The 13,601-nt window shown below is 41.5% G+C and carries 8 protein-coding genes and 3 tRNA genes; 1 reads left to right on the top strand and 10 read right to left on the bottom strand.

Annotated features, from left to right (window positions below):
• Positions 1–81: 81 nt before the first annotated feature.
• From hupB to EGC80_RS12970, 8 genes are all read right to left on the bottom strand, one after another.
• A complete protein-coding gene (gene hupB / locus EGC80_RS13005) occupies positions 82–354 on the bottom strand; it encodes a nucleoid-associated protein HU-beta (RefSeq protein ID WP_059745462.1) in 273 nt (90 codons plus the stop codon).
• A 261-nt stretch (positions 355–615) separates the two neighbouring features.
• On the bottom strand, positions 616–2,967 hold the full coding sequence (lon, locus tag EGC80_RS13000; protein ID WP_124013376.1) for an endopeptidase La: 2,352 nt from the start codon (positions 2,965–2,967) through the stop codon (positions 616–618).
• Positions 2,968–3,098: 131 nt separating this feature from the next.
• Positions 3,099–4,379: an ATP-dependent protease ATP-binding subunit ClpX gene (gene clpX / locus EGC80_RS12995; RefSeq protein WP_101030323.1), complete on the bottom strand. Its 1,281-nt coding sequence runs from the start codon at positions 4,377–4,379 to the stop codon at positions 3,099–3,101.
• A gap of 129 nt (positions 4,380–4,508) precedes the next feature.
• Positions 4,509–5,120: an ATP-dependent Clp endopeptidase proteolytic subunit ClpP gene (gene clpP / locus EGC80_RS12990; protein ID WP_101030322.1), complete on the bottom strand. Its 612-nt coding sequence runs from the start codon at positions 5,118–5,120 to the stop codon at positions 4,509–4,511.
• Positions 5,121–5,210: 90 nt separating this feature from the next.
• Entirely contained in the window at positions 5,211–6,515 is a 1,305-nt protein-coding gene (tig, locus tag EGC80_RS12985; protein WP_124013377.1) for a trigger factor, read from the bottom strand.
• Positions 6,516–6,911: 396 nt separating this feature from the next.
• Positions 6,912–6,987, bottom strand: a tRNA-His gene (locus EGC80_RS12980).
• Between the two features lie 8 nt (positions 6,988–6,995).
• Positions 6,996–7,072 (bottom strand) — tRNA-Arg (locus tag EGC80_RS12975).
• Positions 7,073–7,158: 86 nt separating this feature from the next.
• Positions 7,159–7,235: transfer RNA gene (locus EGC80_RS12970), tRNA-Pro, on the bottom strand.
• Between the two features lie 291 nt (positions 7,236–7,526).
• Between EGC80_RS12970 and folD the strand changes: the two genes are divergently transcribed.
• Positions 7,527–8,381: a bifunctional methylenetetrahydrofolate dehydrogenase/methenyltetrahydrofolate cyclohydrolase FolD gene (gene folD / locus EGC80_RS12965; protein WP_124013378.1), complete on the top strand. Its 855-nt coding sequence runs from the start codon at positions 7,527–7,529 to the stop codon at positions 8,379–8,381.
• 63 nt (positions 8,382–8,444) lie between these two features.
• Here the strand turns inward: folD and EGC80_RS12960 are convergent, their stop codons facing one another.
• Positions 8,445–9,908 carry a sigma-54-dependent transcriptional regulator gene (locus tag EGC80_RS12960; RefSeq protein ID WP_124013379.1) on the bottom strand — a complete coding sequence of 488 codons (1,464 nt, stop codon included), beginning with the start codon at positions 9,906–9,908 and terminating at the stop codon, positions 8,445–8,447.
• A 29-nt stretch (positions 9,909–9,937) separates the two neighbouring features.
• Positions 9,938–13,471: a PAS domain S-box protein gene (locus tag EGC80_RS12955; RefSeq protein ID WP_124013380.1), complete on the bottom strand. Its 3,534-nt coding sequence runs from the start codon at positions 13,469–13,471 to the stop codon at positions 9,938–9,940.
• Between the last annotated feature and the right edge of the window lie 130 nt (positions 13,472–13,601).

The raw sequence follows: 13,601 nt of genomic DNA, 5'->3' as shown, positions 1-13,601 counted from the left end.
TTACAGGTTGCTTTTCGTAAAAAGCACCGCCTAAGCAGTGCTTACTTTACGAATGCCTTACAAAGGCCACGTTGTTAATAATTAATTAACAGCGTCTTTTAGCGCTTTGCCCGCTTTGAACGCAGGAATGTTCGCAGCAGCAATTTTAATTTCTTTACCCGTTTGTGGGTTACGGCCAGTACGTTCAGCACGTTGACGTACTTCAAAAGTACCAAAACCAACTAGAGAAATCTTATCGCCATCTTTAAGACCTTCAGTTACCGCAGCGATAAAAGAATCCAGTGCGCGGCCAGCAGCAGCTTTAGAAATATCAGCACCAGATGCGATTTTCTCGATTAGTTCAGATTTGTTCATGTCATCCCCTTGAATGTTATTGTCGCGCCGCAACCAAATCTATGATTAGAGCAGTCTGCGGAGGCTTTATTTTATAAGTTTGATAACACACCAAACTTAGTACGAAAACCAAAAAATGAAATTGGATACAGCTCTACGTCAGATGCCCCAAGGGCTTGGTGCGACTGACTCTCCACCGACCTAGGCTACCACAGGTCAGCGCTTTGTTAAGCCCCTTTTTTCATTTTTTTTATGCTCTATAGCAACTTTTTAACTAACAAGCTATTTTTTGACCACTTCAAAGCCTTCAACTGGTCGTTCAAGCGCCAATTTCAACACTTCATCTATCCAACGTACTGGATGAATGGTTAAATCTGCAATCACATTGGCTGGAATTTCTTCCAGATCTCGTTCATTTTCTTGAGGAATTAATACGTGTTTAATTCCGCCGCGATGCGCTGCTAATAGCTTTTCTTTTAAGCCACCAATGGGCAATACTTCACCACGTAAGGTGATTTCACCTGTCATAGCAACATCACTGCGCACTGGGTTACCCGTTAAGCTAGACACTAACGCGGTACACATTGCTGCACCGGCTGAAGGACCGTCTTTTGGTGTCGCGCCTTCTGGTACGTGCACATGAATATCACGTTTTTCATAAAAGTCGTTATTGATGCCTAAATTTTCTGCTCGAGCGCGTACAACCGTCATTGCTGCTTGAATAGACTCTTTCATCACATCGCCCAGCGAACCGGTATAGGTTAATTTACCTTTACCTGCTACTGAGGTGGCTTCGATGGTTAACAAATCGCCGCCGACTTGAGTCCATGCAAGGCCAGTCACTTGACCAATTTGGTTGTTCGATTCTGCTTTGCCAAAATCAAAACGTTGTACACCTAGAAATGACTTTAAATTATCTTGGTTAACGTCAATCACTTTGACCGTTTTATCAAGCAGAATGTGCTTAACTACTTTACGACAAATCTTCGACAATTCACGTTCTAATGAACGCACACCCGCTTCACGAGTGTAATAACGAATAATGCCTAAAATAGCGCTGTCATCGACATTGATTTCTTTTGCTTTAAGGCCGTTACGTTCAATTTGCTTACTCAATAAATGTTTCTTAGCAATATTAAGCTTTTCATCTTCGGTATAACCGGCTAAACGAATAACTTCCATACGGTCAAGCAAAGGGCCTGGAATATCCATTGAGTTTGACGTAGCAACGAACATCACATCAGATAAGTCGTAATCGACTTCGAGGTAATGATCGTTAAACGTTGCATTTTGTTCAGGATCGAGTACTTCTAATAGCGCTGACGATGGATCGCCACGCATATCGGAACTCATTTTGTCGATTTCATCGAGTAAGAATAATGGGTTTTTAACGCCTACTTTGGCCATCTTTTGAATGACTTTACCTGGCATAGAACCAATGTAAGTACGGCGATGACCGCGAATTTCTGCTTCATCACGCACGCCGCCTAATGCAACGCGAACATACTTACGACCAGTAGCCCTAGCGATAGATTGACCTAACGAGGTTTTTCCCACGCCTGGAGGTCCTACTAAGCACAAAATGGGCCCTTTAAGCTGCCTAACTCGGCTTTGTACTGCTAAATACTCAAGAATACGTTCTTTGACTTTTTCAAGCCCATGATGGTCTGCGTCAAGTACTTCTTGTGCTTTGGCCAAGTCACGCTTAATTTTAGAGCGTTGTTTCCAAGGCACCGCAGTCATCCAGTCAACGTAGCTGCGCACAACAGTGGCTTCAGCTGACATTGGTGACATCATTTTGAGCTTATTCAACTCAGCAATGGCTTTTTCTTTTGCGTCGTTTGGCATGCCAGCGTCTTCAATCTTACGCGCCAACACTTCAAATTCATCATGGCTTTCGTCAATGTCGCCTAACTCTTTTTGAATGGCTTTCATTTGCTCATTCAAATAGTATTCGCGCTGACTTTTTTCCATCTGTTTTTTAACACGGGTACGAATACGTTTTTCAACTTGAAGCAAGTCAATTTCCGATTCCATCATTGCCATCAGGTATTCAAGACGCTCACCGACATTGATCATCTCTAGCACAGATTGCTTGTCTTCAAGCTTCAATGGCATATGTGCAGCCATGGTATCAGCTAAACGAGCGGCTTCATCAATACCTGACAATGACGTTAATACTTCAGGTGGGATTTTTTTATTTAGCTTAATGTAGCCTTCAAATTGGCCAATCGCACTGCGAACTAGCACTTCTTCCTCTTTGTCACTTAACTGTTGTGACTCGAGGTATTCTGCTGTTGCAGTAAAGAATGCCTCTTCTTGGATGTATTGCTTGATTTTGGCTCGTTGACCACCTTCAACTAATACTTTAACCGTGCCATCTGGTAATTTAAGCAACTGTAAAATAGAGGCTACCGTACCAATATCAAAAATATCGTCTTTGGTCGGTTCGTCAAGATCAGCGTCTCGCTGAGCGACTAATAAAATTTGCTTGTCTTGTTCCATTGCCGATTCAAGGCAACGAATTGATTTTTCCCGTCCTACGAATAGCGGAATTACCATATGTGGGTATACCACCACATCTCGCAGTGGTAATACGGGGAGTTCGATATGCGCTTCACGCTCTTTAGTCATGGCTCGATTCCGTTTAATGAAATAGACTTAATAATAATTATATTGGGGTAATGTTATCAGTTTCAATGGGCAATACGAAAAAAGGAGCCCAATGGACTCCTTATTTATCAACTTACTTGCTATCAGAGCAATTATTGCTCGCCTGAAGCAACCTGTGTCTCTGTATTTTCGTAAATCAAAATAGGAACTGATTCACCTTTCACTACTGATTCATCAATAACCGCTTTGATCACGCCTTCAGTCGATGGAATATCGTACATGGTATCGAGCAAGATGCTTTCAACAATAGAACGTAATCCACGGGCACCGGTTTTACGTGACATGGCTTTATGAGCAATAGCTTGTAATGCATCATCACGAAATTCAAGCTCGACATTTTCCATCTCAAATAATGCACTGTATTGCTTAGTTAATGCATTTTTAGGCTCAGATAGAATCTGTACTAATGCTGCTTCATCTAACTCGGTTAGCGTAGCAACAACAGGTAGACGACCAACAAATTCAGGGATTAACCCAAACTTCACTAAATCACCAGGCTCTACTTTGCTAAGGATCTGTGAAATAGTCGCTTTATCTGCTTCGCCTTTTACTTCTGCACCAAAGCCAATTCCAGTCCCTGTGTGTGCACGTTGCTCAATGACTTTTTCAAGTCCAGCGAATGCACCACCACAGATAAACAGAATTTTAGACGTATCCACTTGCAAGAATTCTTGTTGTGGATGCTTTCGTCCGCCTTGTGGCGGAATTGAAGCAACAGTGCCTTCAATTAACTTAAGCAACGCCTGCTGAACACCCTCACCCGACACATCACGAGTAATTGAAGGGTTGTCTGATTTACGACTGATTTTGTCAATCTCATCAATATAGACGATGCCACGCTCGGCTTTCTCAACGTCGTAATCACACTTTTGCAGTAGCTTCTGAATGATGTTTTCAACATCTTCACCCACATAACCAGCTTCGGTTAATGTGGTTGCATCAGCCATAGCAAAAGGGACATTCAGTGAGCGTGCAAGTGTTTCAGCTAATAATGTTTTACCGCTACCGGTTGGGCCTAATAGTAAAATGTTACTTTTACCAAGTTCAACACCATCTTTCATTGCGCCATTACGTAAACGCTTATAATGATTATATACCGCTACGGCTAACACTTTTTTAGCTTGATCCTGACCTATTACGTAGTCATCAAGATGTTTGCGTAACTCATGGGGTGTCGGCAACTTGTCTTCATCACGCTTAGGAGAAATCTCTTTGATTTCTTCACGGATGATGTCGTTACACAAATCAACACACTCATCACATACATAAACTGATGGACCAGCAATGAGTTTTCTCACTTCATGCTGACTTTTTCCGCAAAAAGAGCAGTACAGCAATTTGCCGCTGTCACCGTTATTTTTGTTATCGACCATTATTCTACCTCTGTTTACAACTTAAGCTAACCTAAGCCCTGCTTGCAGATACTTATCATAACCACATTGATGACCGAACGTCTCTCAATACAGAATACCTTAATGTAACTAAAAAATCAGCTACCCGTTTTAGCCGCGACTTGTTAGTAATGAATCGACAATACCATATTCAACAGCTTGTGTAGCACTCATAAAGTTGTCACGGTCAGTATCACGCTCTAACACTTCTAGCGGCTGGCCAGTATGATCAGCTAATATTTGGTTTAATTTATTCTTGATGCCTAGGATTTCCTTAGCATGAATTGCTATGTCTGATGCCTGACCTTGGAAACCACCTAATGGCTGATGGATCATCACTCGTGAGTTCGGTAAGCAATGACGTTTACCTTTAGCGCCACCGGCTAATAAGAAGGCGCCCATACTCGCAGCTTGGCCAATACATACAGTGCTCACATTAGGCTTAATGAACTGCATAGTGTCATAAATAGCCATGCCTGCCGTTACGGAACCGCCGGGAGAGTTAATGTATAAATAAATATCTTTATCTGGGCTTTCTGACTCAAGGAATAATAGTTGAGCAACAATGAGGTTAGCCATGTGTTCTTCGACTTGGCCAACTAAAAAGATGACTCGCTCTTTTAATAGACGAGAGTATATATCATAAGAACGTTCACCTTTCGCTGTTTGTTCAACAACCATAGGTACAAGCGCATTGAGTACTGATTCTGGTGCTTTATGCATTATTCATTTCCCTAAAATAAAAATGGCCCGCATGAGGAACCTCATACGAGCCATTATAAATGGCGAACGGCTTGTTAAGTCAAGCTTAGCTTACGCTCGTCCGGTAGCCTTGTTCATAAATTCTTCAAAAGCGACGTCTTTAACGGTTACTTTTGCTGATGTTAACAAAGCTTCAACAGCTTGCTCTTCAAGCGCTACATTGCGCATGTTTTGCATAAGTTCTTTATTTGAGTTGTAGTATGACACAACTTCTGACGGATCTTCATACGCTGAAGCCATAGATTCGATCAATGTATTGACACGATCATCTTCAGCTTTTAGCTCATTGGTCTTAATCACTTCGCCTAATAGCAAACCAATCTTAACACGACGCTCAGCTTGTTCTGTGAAAAGTTCAGCCGGAAGTTCTGGCATATTTTCAGTTTGGTCACCAAAACGTTGCATTGCTTGTTGACGAAGTACATTCACTTCACCCTCTACAAGTGCTTTAGGAATGGTAATGTCGTTTGCTGCAAGTAAACCAGTAATGACCTGCTCTTTCACATTCGCTTTTAACGCTTGCTCTAGTTCGCGAGTCATGTTTTTACGAATTTCAGTCTTAAGTGCGTCTAAGCCACCTTCCGCAATACCAAACAAAGAGGCAAACTCATCATTCACTTCTGGTAGATTAGCCGCTTGAACTTCAGTTAAGGTAATAACGAACTTAGCCGCTTTACCTTTCAAGTTTTCAGCATGGTAATCTTCAGGGAAAGTCACTTCGATTTCGAATTCGTCACCGGTTTTATGGCCTACGATACCGGTTTCAAAACCAGGGATCATACGGCTGCTGCCTAATTGAAGTTCGAAATCATCAGCTTTTCCGCCTTCGAATTCTTCACCATCAATAGTACCAATAAAGTTCATTTTAACTTTATCGTCAGCAACTGCTTCACGTTCAACCGCAGCGAAAGTAGCGTGCTGCTTACGTAACGTTTCAATCATAGTGTCTACGTTTGCATCATTTACTTCAGCTTTAGGCTGTTCAACGGCAATGTTATCTAAGCCAGTTAGTACCACTTCTGGATAAATTTCAAACGTAGCAACGAACTCAAATGTTTCGCCTTCAGTTGTACCAGGAGTAAATACGGGTGCACCCGCTGGGTTCAACTTTTCAGCCACAACCGCTTCAATAAAGTTGCGTTGCATCACTTCACCAGTGATGTCTTGACGAATGGCTTTACCATAACGCTTGTTGATTTCGCCGATAGGTACTTTACCTGGGCGGAAACCTGGAAGACGAGCACGCTTTGCTTCGCGCAATACATTGTCTTTAACCAATTTCTCGATTTGCTCAGCAGGTACAGAAATAGTTAGGCGGCGCTCTAGGCCTTGAGTTGTTTCAACAGAAACTTGCATTGTTTTACCTCGAAATATGTCTAACGTTCTTTGTAATGGTCGACAACTCAACCATTAGATATTCGTTTCTTGACCACGGGTTTAGCTCTGACACCCAGCACAGCGATATTAATGATGCTGAAGACGCTGTTGGTGCAGTTAGCTTATTTTTGATATTTATCAAGACGCGACATTATAGCTACCGTTTTTAACAGAGTCGAGCCTGAAAAGGTCGATTTACGTGATAAAAAAGCCGACTTGTGATCAATTTTGATGTGTTTGCACGTTTAATGTGCGAAATGAGATTGTTGACTTAGGTTGATAATGCTCTGCAGCAAAATAATTATCGTGACCAAAACGAACATAACGACACCCATAAAGGGTCTTTATTCGATAGTTTGAGTTAATCAGAAAAAATGGGGTGACTGATGGGGCTCGAACCCACGACAACCGGAATCACAATCCGGGACTCTACCAACTGAGCTACAATCACCACTGAAATGGTGCACCCGGCAGGATTCGAACCTGCGACCACCCGCTTAGAAGGCGGGTGCTCTATCCAACTGAGCTACGGGCGCATGGTCACAGCTAAACGCTGTATCCTGTCTGGCTGAACAAGTTTACTTGTTCTGTTACTCACTATGATAGCAAATAACATTTAATTTGGTCGGTGATAGAGGATTCGAACCTCTGACCCTCTCGTCCCAAACGAGATGCGCTACCGGGCTGCGCTAATCACCGAAAATCTAGTCTTGTATTCGAGTTTTATATTATCGATAAACAATAACAAGGTTGTCTCGAGAACGGAGCGCATATTAACGAGTCACCTTGCTATCGTCAACGATTTTTTTACCCCTAAATGCTATATGCCGAATTTAGCAGCAAAAACTATGATTAGTATCATAGCGCGAATAGTTTATTAACTGTATTTTCCTCGTCTAGCAAATGACACTCTTCAATACGCCTGCTAGAATAACCGCCGATCGACAATTGACTTCAACACCCGCGCCACTCAAAGGAAACTCAACAGCCATGACTGCTCAAATTATTGACGGTAAAGCCATTGCACAATCTATCCGCACCACACTAAAACAAAAAGTAGCAGTACGTAGACAAGCTGGATTTCGCGCGCCAGGACTTGCGGTTCTTTTAGTGGGCAGTGATGCCGCATCTCAAGTTTATGTTGGCAGTAAACGCAGAGCTTGTGAGGAAGTCGGTTTTGAATCGCAATCGTTTGACCTCGACATCAACACTACTGAAGCAGAACTATTAGCTCTAATCGACCAGTGTAATGCTAATCCAAGCATTGATGGGATCCTTGTACAACTGCCTCTACCTGATCATATTGATGATTCAAAGGTCATTGAACGTATACGTCCAGATAAAGACGTTGATGGCTTCCATCCCTATAATGTCGGCCGTTTAGCACAACGCATTCCAGTGCTACGTTCATGTACCCCTATGGGCATTATGACCTTAATCAAATCAACCGGTGTCGATACTTATGGTCTAGATGCTACCGTGGTGGGTGCATCAAATATTGTCGGTCGTCCAATGACACTGGAATTATTATTAGCCGGTTGTACCACCACAACCTGTCACCGTTTTACTAAAAACTTAGAACAAAAAGTCCGTCAGGCCGATCTGTTGGTTGTTGCGGTGGGTAAACCAGGGTTTATTCCTGGCGAATGGATAAAACCCGGCGCGATTGTTATTGATGTTGGTATCACTCGTTTGGATAATGGTCGCCTAGTGGGTGATGTTGAATTTGATATTGCCGCTGAAAATGCGGCATTTATTACCCCGGTTCCTGGTGGAGTTGGCCCGATGACCATTGCCAGTTTGCTTGAAAATACTTTATACGCTTGCGAGCACTACCATAGTTAACATCGTGCAGCGATATGACAAAAAGCCTGTATTTGCAGGTTTTTTTGTTACACAGCAACACGACTATTTAAGCTCCATATCATCCCAAGATTGCTTCTTTCGATATATCGTAGAGGGGCTGATATCTAACATAGCTGCCGCTTTTGGGATATTGCCTTCGCAAAGTTCAATTGCGGTTTCAATCGTTCGCTTCTCAGTTTTCCATAAGGCTTCAATCACGACCGTATTGATGTCACTTAATGGCGTATTATCAAGAGTGCTGTTTTCAGGTTGTGCAGAACTTGTCGGCGCAGTTTGCATAACGGCAACGGTTTGATTAGCACCATACACACTAGGAGCCTGAACCAGATTTGATAACGGTTTGCTGATTTGCGAGGGTAACATGGCTACTTCGACTTCATCGGCATTGTTCAATACCACAATTTGGCGAACAATATTCTGTAGCTGTCGGACATTGCCAGGCCAAGCATATAGTTGAAGTTGCTTTTGAGCTGCAGCGCTGAAGCCTTTAAAGTTTTTTTGTTCTTCTTTCGCGTATTGTTTTAACAGTTTATTGGCAATTAATAAAATATCTTTACCGCGCTGATTGAGTGGAGGCAACTCAATCGGGATAACATGCAATCGATAATACAGGTCTTCTCTAAACAAGCCTTCTTGCACTTGTTGCCAAGGATCTTTATTGGTGGCGCTGATAAACCTCACATCGACCTTTTCATCTTTACTTCCCCCCACTCGACGAAATACTCCGGTTTGAATAAAGCGCAGTAACTTGCTTTGTAGTTCAAGCTCCATTTCACAGATTTCATCAAGAAAGAATGTACCACCATCAGCTTGTGTTGCAGCCCCATCTCGCTGACTCACCGCCCCAGTAAAAGCGCCTTTGGTATGACCAAAAATCTGACTCTCGATCAACTCTTTTGGGATAGAAGCACAATTGAGTGCTATGAATGATTTATGCTTGCGATTACCAACATTATGAATAGCTTGTGCACAGACCTCTTTGCCAGTACCGCTTTCACCAAAAATAAACACCGATGCCTTACTATTAGCGACGCAATCAATCGTTTTATACACGGTTTGCATGGCTAATGACTCACCTATAAACCCTTGATAGTTGGCTTTGGGTAGGCTGTTTTCATACTGTGTAACCAGTTTAACTAATTGCCTTTGCTTCAACGCGTTACGTAACGTTATCGCTAAACGTTTACTGTCAAATGGCTTAACTAAAAAATCAAACGCACCGGATCGCATGGCATCTACAGCAATATCAATAGTGCCGTGAGCGGTGATCATTATCACTGTAATATCTGGATGGCTTTCATTCACCTGAGCAAGAATATCCATTCCAGACATATCAGGCAGTTTGATGTCTAGAATAAGTATATCTGGCGGTTGACGATGTATTTCTGTTAGCGCATCTTCACCATAATGCACTAAAGTGACATCGGCACCTTCGCTGTATAAGTATTCGGTATAAAGCGCCCCTAAAGATATACTGTCTTCGACTAAAACGACTCGAAATCCCATAATGTTCCTTCAGTTGCTGAAATGAATCTTCAATCATCTAATTGATAAATTTGTTTAATTACATCAACACTTTGATTTGCTATGACAATAGTCTGTTCTAATAATTCTGCTATGGGATCCTTGCCCTCTCTTGAAGCCACTTCTAACGTTTTAGCGGCTTCATACAATGCTGCAGCCCCAAAACTACCAGAACTGCTTTTTAGGGTATGAGCTTCATCTTCAATTCGACTCATGTCACCGTCAGGTCCTAGTCTTTGTAATGTTTCTATTCTCATTTGTACTTCTTGGCAAAAGACCTTTAGCATCTTCTTTAAGGTTTTTTCGCCAATAACATCGACTAAAGTAGCTATTACATCAAAATTTAATAGGCCAATGTTCATCTTAGTCTCTTGCAATATATTGCTTTGGACAGCAGCAATATCATTGTTTGGCGACAGTGATAAAGATAAATTCATGTTAATGTCTTCCTCAGATTGTTCCTCTGAGGGGCAATCAACACTATGCGGTAATTCAAGCGCCATCTTAGGCTGCGAAGTTATTTCGACTTGATCGTCTGGCTCATCGCGTGTTGATGTTTGCGCTTTATTGACCCACTTAGCGACACCGTCGATCAAATCTTTGCTATTGACTGGTTTACCAATAAAATCAAGCATTCCTGCCTGAGTACAAGCCTCTAACTCTTCTTTGAATACATTGGCTGTCATCGCCAGAATAATTTGTTTAGGTTTTTGCTGTAAAATAAGGCTTGTCGCCTCTAACCCATCCATTTCTGGCATACGAATATCCATTAAAATGATGTCATAGTCAGTTTTAAGCGCCATGTTAACCGCTTCTACACCATTATTAGCATACTCAATATTAGCCCCCTGTTTAGCCAGCATCGTTCCTGCAACCATTTGATTTGCAGGACTGTCTTCAGCCAAGAGGATTTTACAGTGTTGAGGAAATGAAAAATTATCTCGCTGTTGCGATTCAAGTTTGGTTTCTTGGGTTGATCCGCTGATTAGATTTAGCAACATCGCGCGACTAAGGGGTTTGTTAACGACTTGCTCTATGCCCATTTCATTTAATAGTTGCGACACTTGAGTATTCACTCCAGTGCTCAATGCAGCTAAAATACCTTGTGGCAATAAAAAGTCATTATGTAAAATTTTCAATAACTTTCTATCAACCGACATAATGTATGAATCATCGAGTAAAATGAGGTCAAACTGTCCCCGAACTCGCGATAGTTTAAAAACGTTAGCGACATCATTTATATACGTTATTTTTACACCGTATTCTATATACTGTTTTTTTACCAATTTGCACAATTGCTTATCAGGGTGAATAATCAGCACTCGAGAATGTTCAGGTAATTTTGCATAATGATTTATTGCTTTGGTACTTTTATCTAGCGTCACAAACAAATTGAATCGGCTGCCTTTACCAAGTTCACTTTCCACCGAGATATCACCATCCATCATTCGTACCAATTCGGCACAAATCGCTAACCCTAAACCCGTCCCCTTATAATTAGTGGTATGGGTGTCGTGAACTTGGGAAAATTCAACAAATAGCTTTGCTTGAGCATCCTCACTGATACCAATACCTTGATCTGATATTGAACAACATAGCTCAACGCGTTCTTTATGACTATCAGGTATCCACATTTCTACAGTAATACAGCCTGAGTTTGAAAACTTAATCGCATTGTCAACCAGGTTATGGATCACTTGACGAAGCCGCTGAGGATCACCGACTAAACGCTGTGGAACATTGCGATTAATATAACTGGCAAGATGCACGCCTTTTTCTAATGCTTTATTGGCAAGGATTTGCAGCACCTGAGCTACTAGGTTATCGGGTTCAAACTCATGAGACTCAAGCACCATTTGCCCAGCTTCAATTTTAGAAAAATCTAAAATATCGTTAATGGTATTTAATAGCGCATCGCCCGCTTCTTTAGCCGTTGTAACATAAATTCGTTGCTCTTTTTGAAGCGACGACCCCAAAAGTAACTCAACGCTACCCAGCACGGCATTTAATGGCGAGCGGATTTCATGACTCATGGTGGCTAAAAAGCGTGATTTTGCTTTACTGCCGGCTTCAGCTTGCTCTTTGGCAAGCCGCAACTCTTCTTCTTTTGATTTTTGCTCAGAAATATCCCGTACAAATGCGGTAAATAAAATATCATCTCCCAGCTGAATAGGTATGACCCTTAACTCAATGGGAAACTCTTTACCGTCTTTATTGTGGGCGGGTACCTCAATCCGTTTGTGCAACACAGCCCCTTTGGCCGTTTGCCGATAATGTTCCATACCCTTTCGATGAGCTTGTTGAAATGCCTTAGGAATAATTAAATCCTCTAAGTATTTACCTAACACTTCTTCGCGGGAATAACCAAAAAGCTTAATCGCTGCTGGATTAAATTCTTCTACACTACCGGTAATATCAATAGTAATTAATGCATCTTGGCTTGCCTCAAGCGTCGTCAGTAAAATTGACTGGCTTCGTTCAGCCGCTTTCTGATTAAGCTTTATTGCAGTAAGATCTTTAATAAATCCCAAAAATAAAATGTTGTTATCAATGACCATTTTAGACACTGACAATTCAATAGGAAATTGATGTCCGTCTTTGTGCTCAGCAATTAACTCTCTACCGGTACCGATTATCTTAGCTTCAGCCCCGTCAAGGTAACGCTTTATATAGTGGCCATGCATTTCTCGATCGGCTATTGGCATCAGTATCGAAACATTTTCACCCACCAGCTCCTCGTTACTATAGCCAAAAAGACGGGTTACGGATTTATTCACTTCAGTAATCAAGCCGTTAACATCAATGATAACAAATCCGTCAGCAGCTGATTCTAAAATAGTATTTAATCTGACGTTTGCTCCCGTTAAGGCATGAGCTCTTGAATCAATATTTTGTACCATTTGATTAAAAGCAGTGGTGGTTTGAGCAATTTCATCTTTACCGACAACCGGTATTTGTACCCCGGTTTTACCTTGCAAAATAAGTTTTGAGGCTATTTGTAATTGCATCAGATTACGAGTCAAATACACAACTAATAACCAAGAAAATAGTGCGACGAGGAGTATTCCAACAGCCGCAATAGATAAAAGCCGGCTAGAAGCTTGGATTAAAAAGGCATCAAATCCAGAGCGATCAAATCCGATTTGAACAGCCCCAATATCAAGCCCATCTTTAATTATTGGCCTGTTTATATCAAAAATATTGTTTTGTTCATCAATTTGGCCTACTTCATCAACGCCCCATATAACATTGCTGGACTCTTTGTGCATTGCGACGATAAGTTGATTATTTTTAAAAATATAAACGTAGCTGACTTCTTGTTTGTGACTAAGCTCTTTGGCTAGCTCTCTTAAGGTGGTTTTATTCAACTCATTTAGCGCATCTTTAGCCGCTACCGAAAATAAGCTCGTGGTTAGGCTCGCTCGTTTCTCAATTTCAGACTGGTTAGATTGTTTGAGGTAATCAATACTGGTGTAGACCAAAATAAATAGCAATATGGCTTCAATCAGTGCCACTCCTATAATCGTTTTTAATCGAAAAGACAAATTTCCTCTCCCTTACGGACCAGCAAATAACGTTGATAAACGTCTTATACAATTACTATGGATGAGGCTGTTGCATTTTGCAATAACGACATTGCAAATTGAAAATTGAAAACAGGTATAGCAAATAAAC

Source organism: Shewanella psychromarinicola (assembly GCF_003855155.1).
Lineage (GTDB): Bacteria > Pseudomonadota > Gammaproteobacteria > Enterobacterales > Shewanellaceae > Shewanella > Shewanella psychromarinicola.
The sequence above is the reverse complement of the archived record's forward strand: the minus strand, read 5'-3'. Positions and strand labels throughout refer to the sequence as shown.